Genomic DNA, 15,869 nt, shown 5'->3' with positions numbered 1-15,869 from the left:
TTGGCGTGAAGTTTTCGTGCGAAGGTGGCGCGCTATCGCAAGCGCGCTCAGATATCCGCTTCTACTTCGTTGCCCTTTTCTTCCAGCCAGCTGCGGCGCGACGCCGCTTCGCCCTTGCCCATCAGCATCGTCATGCGCGCCACCGTGGCGTCATAGTCGAGTTCGCCGAGCGCCACCGGCGTGAGCCGCCGCGTGTCGGGGTTCATCGTGGTGTCCCACAGTTGCTCCGCACTCATTTCGCCGAGGCCCTTGAAGCGGCTGATCGACCATTGCGATTCGCGGACGCCGTCCTTGGTCAGCTTGTCCAGAATCGCTTCGAGTTCGCCTTCGTCGAGTGCGTAAAGTTTTTGCGCCGGCTTCTTGCCGCGCGCGGGGGCATCGACCCGGAACAGCGGCGGACGCGCCACGCACACATGCCCGCGCTCGATCAGTTGCGGGAAATGCTTGAAGAACAGCGTGAGCAGCAACACCTGAATGTGCGAACCGTCGACGTCGGCGTCCGACAGGATGCAGATCTTGCCGTAGCGCAAATTCGACAGATCGACCTTGTCGTCCGGACTGTGCGGATCGACGCCGATCGCCACTGAAATGTCGTGCACTTCGTTGTTGGCGAACAGGCGGTCGCGCTCGGTTTCCCACGTGTTCAGCACCTTGCCGCGCAGCGGCAGGATCGCCTGGTATTCCTTGTCGCGGCCCATTTTCGCCGAACCGCCCGCCGAGTCGCCCTCGACGAGGAACAGTTCGTTGCGGCCGATTTCCGTCGATTCGCAATCGGTCAGCTTGCCCGGCAGCACGGCCACGCCCGAGCTCTTGCGCTTCTCGACCTTCTGGCCGGCGCGCGTGCGCGCCTGAGCCTGTTTGATGACGAGGTCCGCGAGTTTCTTGCCGTGCTCGACGTGCTGATTCAGCCACAGCTCCAAAGCCGGCCGCGAGAACGACGACACCAGTTTCACCGCATCACGGCTATTCAGGCGCTCCTTGATCTGCCCTTGAAATTGCGGATCGAGCACCTTCGCCGACAACACGAACGACACGCGCGCGAACACGTCTTCGGCCAGCAGCTTCACGCCCTTCGGCTGCAGGTTATGCAACTCGACGAAGCTCTTTACTGCCTGGTACAGCCCGTCACGCAAACCGGATTCGTGCGTGCCGCCCGCAGGCGTCGGAATCAGATTGACGTACGACTCGCGCATGAGCGTGCCTTCTTCGCTCCACGCGACGACCCACGCGGCACCCTCGCCTTCAGCGAACGTCTCTTCGCTCGCGCGCGCGTTTTCGACATAGCGCTCGCCTTCGAACAACGGGATCAGCAGATCGCTGCCGTTCATGCCTTCGAGCAGATAGCCGCGCAAACCGTCTTCGTATTTCCAGCTTTGCGTTTCGCCGGTTTTTTCATTGATCAGCGTGACTTCGACGCCCGGCAACAGCACCGCTTTCGAACGCAGCAGACGTTGCAGTTCGCCGAGCGGCAGGTTCGGCGAATCGAAGTACTTCGGATTGGCCCACGCGGTGACCCGCGTGCCGGACTTCTTGTCGCCTTTGGCCGCGGGGCGTACTTCGAGTTGTTTGGCGACGTCGCCGTTGGCGAAACTCAGATCGGCGATTTTGCCGTCGCGCCACACGGTAACGTCGAGACGGGTGGACAGCGCGTTGGTGACCGACACGCCGACGCCGTGCAGGCCGCCCGAGAACGTGTAGGCGCCGCCGGCGGCTTTGTCGAACTTGCCGCCCGCGTGCAGGCGCGTGAAAACGATTTCGACGACCGGCACGCCCTCTTCCGGGTGCAGGCCGAACGGAATGCCGCGGCCGTCGTCTTCGACCGAGACCGAATGGTCAGTGTGGAGCGTGACCGTGATTTGCCGGCCGTGGCCGCCAAGGGCTTCGTCCGACGCGTTGTCGATCACTTCCTGAATGATGTGCAGCGGATTTTCGGTGCGGGTGTACATCCCGGGCCGTTGCTTGACCGGCTCCAGGCCCTTCAACACCTTGATCGACGCTTCGCTATACGCGGCGTTTGGCTTTTTCGTAGACATGGTTGACTCGGGTGCGTCGGTTCATCGTTGTCCACAGGTCCTGTGGACAATGCGTTGAGTTTTCAAAAAAAGCGAAACGAAACAACGGGGTTAGGTGGGGTGCCCGCAGTGCGGGCAAGCTGTTTTACCGCCCGGCTTCCCATGGGCGCGCTCGACGGCGGGTCGATGCGGGCTCCACAGCCCAGCAACGGCCCGCCGGTGCGAACGCCGGGGGACGCCTGTTCGCGGGGTATTTTACTGATTTCAATACAGGCGGCAATTCACGACATGCGGGATTGGCCGTTCACTTGCGCTTGTTTTCCAGCTCGTCCCAGCGTTCCAGCGCGATCAGCAATTCCTCGTCGATCGCGGCGTAGCGCTCGGTCAGACGCGTGCCTTCCTGAGCGTCTTTCGCGAAGACCGAACCGTCTTCGAGCTGAGCGCCGATGGTTTTCTGCTCCGCTTCGAGCGCGGCAATTTTCGCCGGCAACGCGTCGAGTTCGCGCTGATCCTTGAACGACAGTTTGGCGGCGCGCTGCGTATTGCGGCCCGCGCCGCTTGCGCCGCTGTCTTTCGACGCCACTTCCTTAGCCACCTCTTTCTGCGCTTCCTGCGCCATCTGCTGCGAACGGTCGCGCTGAATCTGCCAGTCGGTAAAGCCGCCGACGTACTCGCGCCACTTGCCGCCGCCCTCCGACGCGATCACCGAGGTCGCGACGTTATCGAGAAACGCGCGATCGTGGCTGACCAGCAGCACGGTGCCGTCGTATTCGGTGAGCAGTTCTTCGAGCAGTTCGAGCGTCGGGATGTCGAGGTCGTTGGTCGGTTCGTCGAGCACCAGCACGTTGGCCGGCCGCGCGAACAGACGCGCCAGCAGCAGGCGATTGCGCTCACCGCCCGACAGCGACTTGACCGGCGAGCGCGCGCGTTCCGGCGCGAACAGGAAGTCGCCGAGATAGCTCATCACGTGCTTCTTCTGGCCGTTGACTTCGACCCACTCGCTGCCCGGGCTGATCGTATCGGCAAGGCTCTTCTCCAGATCGAGCTGCGCGCGCATCTGATCGAAGTAAGCGACCTGCAGATTGGTGCCGATGCGCACCGTGCCTCCGTCCGGCGGCAGCTCGCCGAGAATCAATTTCAGCAGCGTGGTCTTGCCCGCACCGTTCGGACCGACGAAGCCGATCTTGTCGCCGCGCATCACCGTGGCGGTGAAGTTGTCGACCACCGTGCGCGAACCGTAGCGCTTGGTGACGTCGGTCAGTTCGGCGACGATCTTGCCGGACTTCTCGCCCTGGCCCACATCGAGTTTCACGTTGCCTTGCACATTGCGCCGCTCGGCGCGTTCCTTGCGCATCTCCACCAGCCGCGCGATCCGGCCGACGCTGCGCGTGCGGCGCGCTTCCACGCCCTTGCGGATCCACACTTCTTCCTGGGCGAGCAGCTTGTCGAACTTGGCTGCTTCCACTTGCTCGATTTCGAGCTGCTGCGCCTTCCGGGTCTGGTAGGCGCTGAAATTGCCCGGGTACGACAGCAGACGCCCGCGATCCAGTTCGACGATGCGCGTGGCGACACGGTCGAGAAACGCGCGGTCGTGGGTGATGAAGAGCAGGCCCGCGCGCAACGAGACCAGCAGTTCCTCGAGCCAACGGATGCCGTCGAAGTCGAGGTGGTTGGTCGGTTCGTCGAGCAGCAGCACGTCCGGCTGCACAACCAGCGCGCGCGCCAGCGCGACGCGCTTTTGCATCCCGCCCGACAGCGAACCGACCCGCGCCTCGCCATTCAGACCGATCTGCTGCAGCGTGGTGGCCACGCGCGTGCTCCAGTTCCAGGCGTCCGAATGGTCAAGCGCCGATTGCAGGGTGTTCATGCGCGACATCAGCGCGTCGTGCGCCGGGCCTTCCGGCTCGTCGGCAAGCTGATTGGCGACCGCGTCGTATTGATCCAGCAGCTCGCGGGCATGGGTCAGACCGGCGGCGACCGCTTCGAACACGGTGTCGTCCGTATCGAACTCCGGCTCCTGCGGCACATAGACCGAAGTCAGACCCTGTTGGCGCGTGACGAGGCCGTCGTCCGGCTTGGCCAGATCGGCGACGATCTTCAGCAGCGACGACTTGCCCGCGCCGTTGCGGCCGATCAGCCCAACGCGCTCGCCCGCTTCGAGAGAGAAATCCGCGTGATCGAGCAACGCGACGTGACCGAACGCCAGTTGGGCTCCGGTAATGGTGTAAAGCGACATGGAGATTTGGAGAAGACAGCGATGAGTCGGAACTGCCCATTGTACCGGGCGCGCGAGCGGGTGCCTGTATGCCGGACAGGATAGGTCGAACGGCCGGCTTGCAAAACGGCGATTAACCGTAAGCCCAATGCGCACCGGGCCCGGCTGCGTTCAAGCCCTGCGCAGGCCAGGATGCAAAATGGAAACCGCGGCTGGACGGCGCTCGCGCACGCCCAGCCGTCGCTTCCGTCACGTTACTTCACGTGCACCGTGATGGTCTTGCTCATCTCCGGGCCATACGAGCGATGCGCGCCGTCGCCGAATTGCAGCGTCAGCGTATGGTCGCCCGGCGGCAGGGTCAGATCGGTTTCGGTCTGCCCCTTGCCGAAGTGGAGCGATTTGTCGGTGGCGGGAATCACTTCGCCCTTGGGAAGCGACTTGCCGTCGATCAGCAGATGATGATGGCCTGTGCCGTCCGTCATCGTGCCGGCCGGCGCGATCGCCATTCCTTCCACGCCGAACACCACGTGCACCGGATTGGTAACGGTTGCGCCGTCCGCCGGTTGCACGAAAGACACGCCTGCGGCCTGCGCCGCGCCCGATACGGCGAGCAACCCGGCCAATACCGTGCCGGCCAACCATTTGTTTTTAAACATCGTTTTTCTCCTGGTGGGGAAACGAGAGTCATGCGTGGGCCATCCAGGCGTCGATCGCGGCTCCGGACGCCTGAGGCCAATCGTCGCAATGCATGCCAGACGCCCGGCGCGCCTGTCCGAACGACTAGCTGCGGATCAGAGCATACACGCTGTGTATGACGGGGTCCGTCATGCAGGCCCGGATACGTCGCAGGCGCTTTGCGGCGATGCCGCATGGGTAATTGGCGGTCCGTTTGACAAATTCCGGTAATATTGCAGGTCGCCGCCATGCCCAAAAAAGGGGCAGACTGCGCGGATCAATGCACCGAACCAAAGAAGAGTACGTCGTGAGCGAAGTAATTGAAGTGACTGAATATAAGAGCTGGGTCTGCCTGATTTGCGGCTGGATCTACAACGAGGAAGAAGGCCTTCCCGAAGAAGGTATCGCCGCGGGCACGCGCTTCGCCGCGATTCCGGACGACTGGCGCTGCCCGCTGTGCGATGTCGGCAAGGCGGAGTTTGCGGTGGTGGAATTCTGAGTGAGCTCGGTTGAGCCGGGGTGCGCTGCCTGATGTCGTGAGGTGGGGTGCCGGGCGGTTCGCGCGGCCCAGTGGGCAATGCCCGCTGGGCCGTTTGCTTTGTGGGACGGGCTTTGCGGCCCTCCTCGCGGCCGGGCGTGTTTGATATACTCTGCGCTCGCTGGCGAATTTGGACGCGCCGGATCTTCGCTGGGCTTGTTGGTCGGCGGGATTGCAGCGATTGTTTTGGTTCGGTCCTCTCCCCGTAGTTCAATGGATAGAACAAGTGCCTCCTAAGCGCTAGATACAGGTTCGATTCCTGTCGGGGGGACCAGATTCACACCTCAAGACGTCCAGCGAAATCCTGAAAACCCCGCCAAGTTAAGCTTCGCGGGGTTTTTCATTTCCGGCGACGCCCGAATACAACCATTCACAGCTGGCGGGTAATTGGCGGCGTATCGTTTGCCACCGAATCGCGCCGCGTCCACAGCGTTCAATAGCTATGCGGTCAGAGGTCTACCTGATAAAGAGCAACCCGCGAATCGCCTGCCACGCTTTCCCCTGACGAATGATAAAGTCCTGTCGACTTAGTTCGGCGAGGGAATTATGCCAAATGAATCAATGAGCTTAAGCTCTGCCGGCTGGGCGGATTTGCGCCGTCGCGAAGGTGCTGTGATGAGCTACTACAACGACGTAGCGAATAACTGCACCTACGGAGTCGGCACACTTGCCCATCTTGGATTCTGCACTCCGGACGAACTCCAACGCCCTGTGTCAGTCGCACAGGTCAATGCGCAACTTGCTACGAAGGTCCGACTCACCGAACAGATTGTTCGCAGCAACGTGAGAGATCACGAACTGACACAGGAGCAGTTCGACGCACTGGTGAGCTTCGCCTATAACTCAGGCGAAAGCGGATCGCGCGACACGTTTGCTGCCGCCAATCGGGGTAACGACAGGTTGGTCGCAAGCAACATGGCACTCTGCGTCTATGTGCATCCGCGCGACGCACAAGGTCGCCGTCTGCCACCGCGCCGTGTGACTGGGCTTGTCAATCGCCGCCGTGAAGAGGCTGCGCCATTCGCTCAGGGCGCGCGATGAAGACCGCACTCCTGGCACTCGCACTTGCGTGCTCTTCCGCATTGGCTGACACCGTCGATCCCGCTGATGTCATCTCGCGGCAAAGCGGGCTGCCTGCGAGCGAAGTACAGGGCATGCTGGCGAACTGCGACGCAAACCAGACGAGCCTGAATTTTTGTGCATGGCGTGACCGGGTGGTTGCCGAACAGAAACTGCAGGACGTCGTCGACGATAAAGCCGGAAAATCGCCCGGCTGCAAAACTCGCCTGGAGAACAAAATCGCAGCGTGGAAGAAGCGACGCGATGCGAGTTGCAAGAAGTCCGCTGAGGCTGAAAACGGCAGCGGTTCGATCGTGCCGATGGAGATCGCCGCGTGCCAGGCAGCAGAAACCGACCGCATGACGAAGGCAATCGCATCGATTCACCGATGCGATTGACCGACGACCCGGCGTATAGCTGGTAGCGGCGGGGGTCAAGAGATAGAGCTTGGCCGCTGCTCCAACTATTCTTTGCAAAACATGCGCTCGGTTGTCGGCCTAGTTGAGCACGGCATTAAGTTGAACTCGTTCGACTACGATCGACCACAGAAGCGACACCTGCCAAGGCTCGTTCGACGCGTGCCCTTGAAGCCAAATCCCACTGCGCCCCATATACCAACTAGGCTCGCCCGATCGCATCCGCCGAATCCACGCGGCTTGCAAAACCACACCACCCGCGAACACCTAAAGTATTCCCACCGAACGCCGAAAATCAGGCATGGAAAACGACGACCGCCTCCTCCGCCCCGGCCACCCTCTATACGAAGAAGCGATGGCCCTCGAAATGACCGTGCGCACGCTGCGTCACGCGCAGGGCAAGAAGAATCCCGAAGACGTTCTCTACGCCTCACCCGAGTGGGATGCGGTCAGCGAGGAGTTTGTGCGCGACCTTTACCGGGCGATGGGTGGCGATCCGGCCGAACTGCCTTGATCGAACCGGGTTCTCGCCCGTCATCGCGGCACAAACCATCCTCAGCCCATCACGAAGGCCGCTTCGGAATCTCCAATCCCCTCGCCACCGCCGGACGCGCAACGAACGCCGCCAGCACGCGTTTCACATTCGAAAACTCGTCAATCCCGACCAGATCCCCTGCTTCGTAGAAGCCGATCAGATTGCGCACCCACGGGAAGGTCGCGATATCGGCGATCGAGTACTTGTCGCCCAGAATCCAGTTGCGTCCTTCGAGCTGCTGATCCAGCACCGCAAGCAGCCGCTTCGACTCGGCGATATATCGGTCGCGCGGACGCTTGTCTTCGTATTCCTTGCCGGCGAACTTGTGGAAGAAACCCACCTGGCCGAACATCGGGCCGATGCCGCCCATCTGGAACATCACCCACTGGATCGCTTCGTAACGGCCGGCGGCATCCTGCGGAATCAATTTGCCTGCCTTGTCCGCGAGGTAGATCAGAATCGCGCCGGACTCGAACAGCGGCAGCGGCTTGCCGTCGGGGCCGTTCGGATCGATGATCGCCGGAATCTTGTTGTTCGGATTCAAAGACAGAAACGCCGCCGACATCTGGTCGTTCGTATCGAAGCGCACGAGGTGCGGCTCATAGGGCAAACCGGTCTCTTCGAGCATGATCGACACCTTCACGCCATTGGGCGTCGGCAGCGAATACAGCTGGATCCGGTCCGGATGCGCGGCAGGCCATTTCTTCGTGATCGGGAAGGCGGAGAGATCGGTCATGGAGATGATGTAATCCTTGTGCGAAAGCTGCGGCTGAAAATGGGAGTCGGGCTTCGGCGATCGGCTGGACCGCCGAAAGGAAAGACCCGAACGCGCGAGCGCCCAATATAAACCGGCTCGGAAAAACGCGTGCGAGCTCGCCTCAGTGCGGCTCGCCTCGAATCACGCCAGAATCACTCCAACGCGAACGTTGCCACGCGACGCGCTGCCTTCCCAACCGCTCAACCGTCCAACCGCGCTAAAGCTCACCACAAATCCTTGGTCGCCGAACCGGCGCGCAGGTTATACCCTTCACGCCACAAGGCCGCACCGACCGTCAGCAGCAACGTCTTCTGCTCGCCATCGTGTTGCTCCCACGTCGTCGCCAGCCAGGTGGCGAAACTCGCACAGGTGGTTTCGAGGTCGACGGGTGCTTTGCCCTCCAGGTACTGACGTTCGAACATCGCAAGCACTTTTTCGGGTGTCATAGGCGCCTCCTCCGTATTGGATGCGCCAAGTCTAAAGGCGGCGCAGGGCACACGGAGCGTCCGCGGCGCCGAACCCGGGTTACTCCCTACTCCCGTGCGAAACAGCGTGAGGCCTTCGCCTTGCAGCCAAGCCCTGACGCCCGACAGCCAAAGCCGGACACCCAAACCCCATAAGACAAAAAAGGCGCCAAAGCGCCTTTTCCCATCAAGCGACAGCGCGCGCCGATCTATCGCGCGTTGCGCTTTACATTGTCTTTGGCGTTTTCCTTAGCATCGCCATAGGCCTTTTGCACTTTGCCTGCGGCTTGCTGGAGGTCGCCTTTAAGCTCTTTACCCGGGTTGTGGGTGGCCTTACCGAGCGCTTCATTGACCTTGCCCTTGATCTGCTCGCCTACACCTTTTACCTGGTCCTTATTCATGTTCGGCTCCGATATCTGGAATGCCGGCGCGACACTACGCCAGTATCCCGATTCAGCAACGGGTGTGCCCACGCCCGCCGCCAGCCCGTCTTGCCGGGTAACGCCGGCCGCGAAGAATATTTCAAAAAACCCTAAAGTCCCGCCGCAGCCTGCCGTAAAGGTGCCATGGAGGGGCTATGGAACGCACACTCATTACGCTGACGGGATCATCCCACGCCGCACTGATCGATCGGGATATCGCACATATTGCGCGCGTGATGCGGCCGTCTCTACAAGGCGACCTGGGCGGACCGATCCTGCCGGTCACCTACTGGCGCAAGCGTCTGCACCAGTTGCTCGACACCGGCAATCTGTCCCACGCGCAACTGTGCACGGTCGACAGCCTCCTGCTGCAGTTGGACCGGTTCGAAGCCGAACCCCTGCCAGTATGGAATGCGCCCGCCCCGGCAGCCGCCGCTCCAGCCCCGCGGCCACGGCTCGCCACCGGTCGTCACCGCTGATCTGACGCGCGGCAAGCCTTGATGGCAGGCGCTCCACGTCGCCTGCGCCACTCTTCCCCGCTAAAAAAAGGCCGCGAACCCTGTCGCGGCCTGAACACGTCGCAACGCAGGGATTTCGCGTCACGCTGCAAGCCTACACGTCCAACTGTGACATTCGCGTTTAGACAGAAGCGGTCTTTGCGCTTCCGGATATTTTCTGCTCGCACTCAGTGGAAATAGGAAAAAGGGACGACCTTAGGTCATAATGTCCGCAAAAATTCCCAGCAAGGACATCCGTGACCCTCGCCGCACCGCTCGACCTGCTCAGACAGGCGCGCGCCCGCTTCACTCAACGCGAAATCGCCGCGCACGTCGGCAAGGACATCAAGACGGTGCGTCGCTGGGAAAAAGGCGAAACACCGTGCCCATCGATGCTCGAGCCGGCCTTGCGGGATCTGCTGCACAGCAGCGGCCGGACGAAGGCGGGCGCTGCCACCGGCGACGCCCAATTCCGCTTCATCGATCTGTTTGCCGGCATCGGCGGCATTCGGATGGGTTTCGAGGCGCACGGCGGCGACTGCGTCTTCACGAGCGAGTGGAACGATTTCTCCACCAGGACCTATCGCGAGAACTATCCTGCCGGCGGCGACCACACGCTGATCGGCGACATCGTCTCCTTTCCCGCCGAAGAGGTGCCGAGCCACGACGTGCTGCTCGGCGGCTTTCCGTGCCAGCCGTTCTCGATTGCCGGCGTCAGCAAGAAAAACGCGCTGGGTCGCCCGCACGGTTTCGAGTGCACGACACAGGGCACGCTGTTTTTCGACGTCGCGCGGATCATCGCGGCAAAGCGGCCCGCGGCGTTCCTGCTGGAGAACGTGAAGAATCTGCTCTCGCACGACAAAGGCCGCACCTTCGACGTGATCCTGCAAACCCTGCGCGACGAACTCGGCTACGAAGTGCACTACCGCGTGGTCGACGGCCAGCATTTCACGCCGCAGCACCGGGAGCGCATCATCATCGTCGGCTTTCGCGGCAAGACGTCGTTCTCCTGGGACGATCTGCGTCTGCCGGAAAGCGGCCCGCGCCTCGGCTCGATCCTGCATCGCACGGACGGCAGCGAACCGGTGCTGCCGTGGGACCACGATCGCTTCTTCGACCACGCCATCAAACGGGTGCAGCCAAAGTACACGCTTACGCCGAATCTCTGGGCCTATCTGCAAAATTACGCGGCCAAGCATCGCGCGGCGGGCAATGGCTTCGGCTTCGGCATGGCTTATCCTGACAGCGTCACGCGCACGCTCTCCGCGCGTTATCACAAGGACGGCTCGGAGATTCTGGTCTATCAAGGCGAGCGATTGCGGCCGCGCCGCCTCACGCCGCGCGAATGCGCACGGCTGATGGGTTTTCCCGATACCTTCAGGATTCCGGTCAGCGACACGCAGGCTTACCGGCAATTCGGCAACAGCGTCGTGATGCCGGTGATGCGGGAAGTGGCGCGCATCATGCTGCCGCATGTGCAAACCCTGCTCGCCGAGGAGACGCACAATGGTTCGAAGCAGGCCCTTTCGCTCTATTCCTGAGCGGCACGATCCTTTGCCCGGACGCTAACGATGGTCGATATCGTCGACAGCGCAACGCGCAGCCGGATGATGTCCGGTATTCGCGGCCGCAACACGAAGCCGGAAATCCTGATCCGCAGCCTGCTGCACGGCCGGGGCTTTCGCTTCCGTCTGGACGCGCGCGATCTGCCGGGCCGGCCGGATATCGTGCTGCCGCGCTATCGCGCCGTCGTGCTGGTGCACGGCTGTTTCTGGCACGGTCACGACTGTCATCTGTTCAAATGGCCGCAAACGCGGCCCGAGTTCTGGCGCGACAAGATCGGCCGCAATCGCAGCAACGACGACAAGGTTCGGGCGGCGCTGCTCGCGAGCGGCTGGCGCGTCGGGGTGGTCTGGGAATGCGCTTTGCGCGGTGCGAATCGCGATATCGAAGGCGTGTTGCAACGGCTCGCCGAGTGGTTGAAGAGCGACGCGCCGAGCTTCGAGGAACGCGGCTGAAAGTTGCCTGTAGTCTGCCCAGTTCGAGCTAACTCCCCAGCCGCTGGTGATACACTCGATTGGCTGCACGGGGCATTTTTTGCGTGCCGATGCTGCAGAAATCGGGCAGCAACCGGCCGCGGGCTCAACGGCCAGGCGGCAGCAAAAAGAGCACGCTCCGACCATCCCAGAACCACTCAAGAAGGGAGGCACACGATGGCTGATTTCCGTCTCTGGTCCGACGATTTCCCCACCAACGGCTTTATGCCGAAAGCCCACGAATATGACGACAAGGCCTTCGGCGTAGACGGCGAGAACATCTCGCCCGCGTTGCATTGGGATGCGCCGCCGGCCGACACCCAAAGCTTCGCGCTCACCGTTCACGATCCCGACGCGCCCACCGGCAGCGGTTTCTGGCACTGGGTCGTCGTCAACATTCCGGCTGATGCCCGATCGCTGCCGCGCAACGCCGGCAAGGCCGACTGTTCGCTGCTGCCGCAAGGCGCACTGCAGGTGCGCAACGACTACGGCACGGTCGGCTTCGGCGGCGCGGCGCCGCCGCGCGGCGACAGGACGCATCGCTACATCTTCCGTCTGCATGCGCTGAAGGTGCCGCATCTGCCGATCGATGCGGAAACGACCAACGCGGTCGCGCGCTTCATGACGCATCTGAACGAACTCGACTCGACCACCCACACCGGTCTGTACGAACTCAAATAACGCGTGAGACGCGATGCCGGGGCGCGGTCGCAGCGCCCCGGCATCGTCGCTGCGCGCCATCCTGGCTTTCCGGGGCGGCGCGTAGCGCGCGTGGCTCATCGCAAGTTCGCAGGACCGATGCGCCGCTCCACGCCAAATCAAAAGAACGATGCACGCACAACCATCGCGCAAGGACGGTTCGATGCCGGCCGATGCCGCCTCAGCTGCTCCACTCGCCGCCGGCGCACCGCTCCCGGACAGCACCGAACTAGGCTTGCCGATTCCGCAACGCTACTGGGCGATGCTGGTCATCGCCCTCGCCCTTACGCTGGCGGTGCTCGATAGTGCGATTGCCAACGTGGCGCTGCCGACCATCGCGCGCAATCTGCATGCGAGCGCAGCCGGCTCGATCTGGATCGTCAACGCTTACCAGCTCGCCATCACCATTTCATTGCTGCCGCTGGCTTCGCTCGGCGATCGCATCGGCTACCGGCGCATCTATCTGGCCGGGCTGATCCTGTTCACGGTGGCGTCGTTCGGGTGCGCGCTGTCCACTTCGCTGCCGACGCTCGCGCTCGCCCGCGTGGTCCAGGGCTTCGGAGCGGCAGGCATCATGAGCGTGAACACGGCGCTCGTGCGCATGATCTATCCGCCCTCGCAGCTTGGACGCGGCGTCGCGATCAACGCGATGGTCGTCGCGGTGTCGTCCGCGGTCGGGCCGACGGTCGCCTCCGGCGTGCTCGCCGTCGCCTCCTGGCCGTGGCTGTTCGCGATCAATGTGCCGATCGGGATCGCGGCGATTGTCGGCGGCTTCAAGGCGCTGCCGCTGAATCCCGGCCACGAGTCGCCGTACGACTATCTGAGCGCGGTGATGAACGCGTTCGTGTTCGGCCTGCTGATCTTTGCAATCGACGGTCTCGGTCACGGCGAGCACGTCGGCTGGGTCATCGCGGAGGCACTCGTCGCGATTGCGATCGGCTACTTCTTCGTGCGCCGTCAGTTGACTCAGCCGGCGCCCCTGCTGCCGATCGATTTGCTGAGGATTCCGGTGTTCGCCCTGTCGATCGGCACCTCGGTCTGTTCCTTCTGCGCGCAGATGCTGGCCTTCGTGTCATTGCCGTTTTTATTGCAGGACACGCTGGGTTTGTCGCAGGTGGAAACCGGTTTGCTGATGACGCCGTGGCCGGCGGTGATCATCATCGCCGCACCGATTGCCGGCGTGCTGTCGGACAAGGTGTCGTCCGGTTGGCTGGGCGGCGTCGGCCTCGTTGCGATGACGGTGGGCCTGCTGCTGCTCGCCACCCTCGGCGCGCATCCCGAGCCCATGCAGATCGCGTGGCGCATGGCGCTGTGCGGCGCGGGCTTCGGGATCTTCCAGTCGCCGAACAACCGGACCATGTTGTCCGCGGCGCCGCGTGAGCGCGGCGGCGGTGCGAGCGGGATGCTCGGCACCGCGCGCCTGACCGGTCAGACGCTCGGCGCGGCGCTGGTCGCGCTGATCTTCGGCATCGCGCCGCAGAATGGGCCGACTGTCGTGCTGTATGTGGCAGCCTGCTTCTCGGCGGTCGCCGCCGTGGTCAGCATGTTGCGTGTGGTAAAAAGTTCGACGTGACCAGCACGCGCGGATCCTGAAGACCCGCGCGCCGCCGTTGATGCGGCTACGACGAGGCCGTCACGTCAGCGAGCTTTACCGCTTTGGCCGTCACCGAAGAGGCGGTCGCGATGTTGCGCAGATCGCCCAGGAACGTATCGCGCCAGACCGACAGATTGTTCTCGCGCATCGGCGCCATCATGTCCGCGTGGCGCGCTTGACGCTCGGCAAGCGGCATCGACAGCGCACGCTCCAGCGCCTCGGCCATCTGTGACAGATCGAATGGATTGACGACCAGCGCCCCCGGCAGTTGCTCGGCCGCACCGGCAAATTGCGACAACACGAGCACGCCCGGATCGGCCGGATCCTGCGACGCGACGTACTCTTTCGCGACCAGGTTCATCCCGTCGCGCAGCGGCGTCACATAACCGACCTGCGATTGACGGAACAGCGCCATCAGCAGATTGCGCTCGTATTTGCGGTTCAGGTACTGGATCGGCGTCCAGTCGAGTTGCGCGAAGCGGCCGTTGATGCGGCCGGCCTCGCCCTCCAGCGTCTGACGAATGCGCTGATACGTCTGCACATCCGCGCGCGTCGGCGGCGCGATCTGCACCAGCGACACGCGTCCGTGCCAACCCGGTGCATTCAGCAGCAACCGTTCGAAAGCCTGGAAGCGCTCCACCAGACCCTTCGAGTAATCGAGCCGGTCTACGCTCATGATCAGCTTGCGCCCGCGCATGCCGTCACGCAGGCTGCGCACCGGCTTGCGGTCGGTGAACTGCTCGGCGGCCCTGGCGATCGCGTCCGGATAGATGCCGATCGGGTACGCGGCCACTTTCAGGAAACGATTGTAGGCGTGCACCATGCCGTCTTCGCTCGAGGTGCCGTGCTGGCCGCGCTCGATGAAGTCGACGAACGACTGGCGGTCCGCTTCGGTCTGGAAACCGATCACGTCGTAGCTGCACATTGCCTTGACCAGTTCCTCGTGCGGCGGAATCGTACGGAGTACTTCCGGAACCGGAAACGGAATATGCAGGAAGAAGCCGATGGGATTCTTCACGCCGAGCTCGCGCAGGCAGCGCGCGAACGGCAGCAGGTGGTAGTCGTGCACCCAGATGATGTCGTCGGGTTTGAGCAGTTCATTGAGCTGCCTGGCAAGCGCCGCGTTGACGCGCTGGTAGCCCGCGTACTCCTGCCGGTCGTAGCGTGACAAATCGTTGCGATAGTGGAACGTCGGCCAGAGCGTCGCGTTGGAGAAGCCGCGATAGTACTGGTCGTAGTCGCGCTTGGTGAGGCCCACCGTCGCATACGTCACGTTGCCCTGCTTTTCGATCAACGGAGCGGACGGCTCGCTCACCGTTTCACCGCTCCAGCCGAACCAGACTCCGCCGGTTTCCTTCAAAGCGTCCAGCACGCCGATCGCGAGGCCGCCTGCTGCGGGGCGGCCTTCCTGGGTCGGCGCCACACGATTCGATACCACGATCAGTCTGCTCATTGGTGCTCCACCTAGTCAGTAGTTTCGTTGCATGCGGATATGTGCCAAAAAGGTGCACGCAAGTCGCGTGCCGTTTTACGAGATGCTGGAAATAAAAATGTATGTAAATGTGACAAACGAGCAGAAACGCGCGACGCTGAAGCAACGCGAAGAAATTTTTTCTGCTTTGTATGACGAAACCGGAACCCTTCTTAACGATGGTCAGACGGACTCAGGCGTCCTGTTCCGAGCCGAGATCGCGCTGGTACTCCAGTCCTTCCCGTCGCACGCCCCCTTGGTTGTGCTCGCCGTCTGGCGGGGCGTTGGGCGCGATGCGGTTCTGCGCGGCCGGGTCCGGCGACTCCGGCGGGCCGCTCTTGCTGCCTGGCCGGGAATCGCGCTTCGAGTGGCGCGCGGAACGTCGCAGTGCTGGGTGTCTCATGATCGATGCCTCCAGGGGAAGCCCGCCGCGATCGGGAGCGGCGTCAATTCAGTGTAGGGGTCACGACGGTAATTTG

At 62.7% G+C, this 15,869-nt stretch carries 17 protein-coding genes and 1 tRNA gene; 10 read left to right on the top strand and 8 right to left on the bottom strand.

Features of this window, described 5'->3' with window-relative positions; all coding sequences use genetic code 11:
• Window positions 1-47: 47 nt before the first annotated feature.
• The 3 genes from DSC91_RS30170 to DSC91_RS30160 all read right to left on the bottom strand — a co-directional run bounded on the left by DSC91_RS30170 (window position 48) and on the right by DSC91_RS30160 (window position 4,883).
• Window positions 48-2,033, bottom strand: coding sequence for a DNA topoisomerase IV subunit B (locus tag DSC91_RS30170; protein ID WP_115782208.1), 1,986 nt, complete (start codon window positions 2,031-2,033; stop codon window positions 48-50).
• Window positions 2,034-2,316: 283 nt separating this feature from the next.
• On the bottom strand, window positions 2,317-4,248 hold the full coding sequence (locus DSC91_RS30165) for an ATP-binding cassette domain-containing protein (protein WP_115782207.1): 1,932 nt from the start codon (window positions 4,246-4,248) through the stop codon (window positions 2,317-2,319).
• A gap of 233 nt (window positions 4,249-4,481) precedes the next feature.
• A complete protein-coding gene (locus DSC91_RS30160) occupies window positions 4,482-4,883 on the bottom strand; it encodes a DUF4399 domain-containing protein (RefSeq protein ID WP_115782206.1) in 402 nt (133 codons plus the stop codon).
• Between the two features lie 326 nt (window positions 4,884-5,209).
• Between DSC91_RS30160 and DSC91_RS30155 the strand changes: the two genes are divergently transcribed.
• The 5 genes from DSC91_RS30155 to DSC91_RS30135 all read left to right on the top strand — a co-directional run bounded on the left by DSC91_RS30155 (window position 5,210) and on the right by DSC91_RS30135 (window position 7,429).
• Entirely contained in the window at window positions 5,210-5,401 is a 192-nt protein-coding gene (locus tag DSC91_RS30155; RefSeq protein WP_115783557.1) for a rubredoxin, read from the top strand.
• Between the two features lie 238 nt (window positions 5,402-5,639).
• A tRNA-Arg gene (locus DSC91_RS30150) sits at window positions 5,640-5,714 on the top strand.
• A 272-nt stretch (window positions 5,715-5,986) separates the two neighbouring features.
• Entirely contained in the window at window positions 5,987-6,481 is a 495-nt protein-coding gene (locus tag DSC91_RS30145; protein ID WP_115782205.1) for a lysozyme, read from the top strand.
• Window positions 6,478-6,897, top strand: coding sequence for a lysozyme inhibitor LprI family protein (locus DSC91_RS30140; RefSeq protein WP_115782204.1), 420 nt, complete (start codon window positions 6,478-6,480; stop codon window positions 6,895-6,897). The genes DSC91_RS30145 and DSC91_RS30140 overlap by 4 nt, the downstream gene beginning before the upstream one ends.
• A 319-nt stretch (window positions 6,898-7,216) precedes the next feature.
• Window positions 7,217-7,429 (top strand): hypothetical protein, encoded by a 213-nt coding sequence (locus tag DSC91_RS30135; RefSeq protein ID WP_115782203.1) that lies wholly within the window; start codon window positions 7,217-7,219, stop codon window positions 7,427-7,429.
• Window positions 7,430-7,478: 49 nt separating this feature from the next.
• Here DSC91_RS30135 and DSC91_RS30130 read toward each other — a convergent pair whose 3' ends face one another.
• The 3 genes from DSC91_RS30130 to DSC91_RS30120 form a co-directional block, all read right to left on the bottom strand.
• The gene (locus tag DSC91_RS30130; protein ID WP_115782202.1) at window positions 7,479-8,186 is read right to left on the bottom strand and encodes a glutathione S-transferase N-terminal domain-containing protein; all 708 of its coding nucleotides are present in this window, start codon (window positions 8,184-8,186) and stop codon (window positions 7,479-7,481) included.
• Window positions 8,187-8,431: 245 nt separating this feature from the next.
• On the bottom strand, window positions 8,432-8,653 hold the full coding sequence (locus DSC91_RS30125) for a hypothetical protein (protein ID WP_115782201.1): 222 nt from the start codon (window positions 8,651-8,653) through the stop codon (window positions 8,432-8,434).
• 227 nt (window positions 8,654-8,880) lie between these two features.
• Complete coding sequence (locus DSC91_RS30120; RefSeq protein ID WP_115782200.1) at window positions 8,881-9,072, bottom strand: CsbD family protein; 192 nt, start codon at window positions 9,070-9,072, stop codon at window positions 8,881-8,883.
• 176 nt (window positions 9,073-9,248) lie between these two features.
• Here DSC91_RS30120 and DSC91_RS30115 point away from each other — a divergent pair, with 176 nt between their 5' ends.
• The 5 genes from DSC91_RS30115 (at window position 9,249) to DSC91_RS30100 (ending at window position 13,898) form a co-directional block, all read left to right on the top strand.
• Window positions 9,249-9,572, top strand: coding sequence for a hypothetical protein (locus DSC91_RS30115; protein ID WP_115782199.1), 324 nt, complete (start codon window positions 9,249-9,251; stop codon window positions 9,570-9,572).
• Between the two features lie 275 nt (window positions 9,573-9,847).
• Window positions 9,848-11,131: a DNA (cytosine-5-)-methyltransferase gene (gene dcm, locus DSC91_RS38055; protein ID WP_175171918.1), complete on the top strand. Its 1,284-nt coding sequence runs from the start codon at window positions 9,848-9,850 to the stop codon at window positions 11,129-11,131.
• Between the two features lie 30 nt (window positions 11,132-11,161).
• Window positions 11,162-11,608 (top strand): very short patch repair endonuclease, encoded by a 447-nt coding sequence (locus DSC91_RS38050; RefSeq protein WP_175171916.1) that lies wholly within the window; start codon window positions 11,162-11,164, stop codon window positions 11,606-11,608.
• Between the two features lie 195 nt (window positions 11,609-11,803).
• Entirely contained in the window at window positions 11,804-12,307 is a 504-nt protein-coding gene (locus tag DSC91_RS30105) for a YbhB/YbcL family Raf kinase inhibitor-like protein (RefSeq protein ID WP_115782198.1), read from the top strand.
• A gap of 148 nt (window positions 12,308-12,455) precedes the next feature.
• Window positions 12,456-13,898, top strand: a complete 1,443-nt coding sequence (locus tag DSC91_RS30100) for an MFS transporter (protein ID WP_115782197.1) — start codon at window positions 12,456-12,458, stop codon at window positions 13,896-13,898.
• 46 nt (window positions 13,899-13,944) lie between these two features.
• On the opposite strand, the gene otsA is transcribed toward DSC91_RS30100, so the two are convergent.
• On the bottom strand, window positions 13,945-15,372 hold the full coding sequence (otsA, locus tag DSC91_RS30095) for an alpha,alpha-trehalose-phosphate synthase (UDP-forming) (RefSeq protein ID WP_115782196.1): 1,428 nt from the start codon (window positions 15,370-15,372) through the stop codon (window positions 13,945-13,947).
• A 211-nt stretch (window positions 15,373-15,583) separates the two neighbouring features.
• Window positions 15,584-15,793, bottom strand: coding sequence for a hypothetical protein (locus DSC91_RS30090; RefSeq protein WP_115782195.1), 210 nt, complete (start codon window positions 15,791-15,793; stop codon window positions 15,584-15,586).
• Between the last annotated feature and the right edge of the window lie 76 nt (window positions 15,794-15,869).

Source organism: Paraburkholderia caffeinilytica (assembly GCF_003368325.1).
Lineage (GTDB): Bacteria > Pseudomonadota > Gammaproteobacteria > Burkholderiales > Burkholderiaceae > Paraburkholderia > Paraburkholderia caffeinilytica.
Note: the sequence above shows the minus strand (reverse complement) of the source record. Positions and strands in the feature narration are given on the sequence as shown.

Bases quoted from the DNA above. Each gene is read 5' to 3' on its own strand.
- DSC91_RS30170 (WP_115782208.1), bottom strand. From the start codon at position 2,033: ATGTCTACGAAAAAGCCAAACGCCGCGTATAGCGAAGCGTCGATCAAG.
- DSC91_RS30165 (WP_115782207.1), bottom strand. From the start codon at position 4,248: ATGTCGCTTTACACCATTACCGGAGCCCAACTGGCGTTCGGTCACGTC.
- DSC91_RS30160 (WP_115782206.1), bottom strand. From the start codon at position 4,883: ATGTTTAAAAACAAATGGTTGGCCGGCACGGTATTGGCCGGGTTGCTC.
- DSC91_RS30145 (WP_115782205.1), top strand. From the start codon at position 5,987: ATGCCAAATGAATCAATGAGCTTAAGCTCTGCCGGCTGGGCGGATTTG.
- DSC91_RS30140 (WP_115782204.1), top strand. From the start codon at position 6,478: ATGAAGACCGCACTCCTGGCACTCGCACTTGCGTGCTCTTCCGCATTG.
- DSC91_RS30135 (WP_115782203.1), top strand. From the start codon at position 7,217: ATGGAAAACGACGACCGCCTCCTCCGCCCCGGCCACCCTCTATACGAA.
- DSC91_RS30130 (WP_115782202.1), bottom strand. From the start codon at position 8,186: ATGACCGATCTCTCCGCCTTCCCGATCACGAAGAAATGGCCTGCCGCG.
- DSC91_RS30125 (WP_115782201.1), bottom strand. From the start codon at position 8,653: ATGACACCCGAAAAAGTGCTTGCGATGTTCGAACGTCAGTACCTGGAG.
- DSC91_RS30120 (WP_115782200.1), bottom strand. From the start codon at position 9,072: ATGAATAAGGACCAGGTAAAAGGTGTAGGCGAGCAGATCAAGGGCAAG.
- DSC91_RS30115 (WP_115782199.1), top strand. From the start codon at position 9,249: ATGGAACGCACACTCATTACGCTGACGGGATCATCCCACGCCGCACTG.
- DSC91_RS38050 (WP_175171916.1), top strand. From the start codon at position 11,162: ATGGTCGATATCGTCGACAGCGCAACGCGCAGCCGGATGATGTCCGGT.
- DSC91_RS30105 (WP_115782198.1), top strand. From the start codon at position 11,804: ATGGCTGATTTCCGTCTCTGGTCCGACGATTTCCCCACCAACGGCTTT.
- DSC91_RS30100 (WP_115782197.1), top strand. From the start codon at position 12,456: ATGCACGCACAACCATCGCGCAAGGACGGTTCGATGCCGGCCGATGCC.
- otsA (WP_115782196.1), bottom strand. From the start codon at position 15,372: ATGAGCAGACTGATCGTGGTATCGAATCGTGTGGCGCCGACCCAGGAA.
- DSC91_RS30090 (WP_115782195.1), bottom strand. From the start codon at position 15,793: ATGAGACACCCAGCACTGCGACGTTCCGCGCGCCACTCGAAGCGCGAT.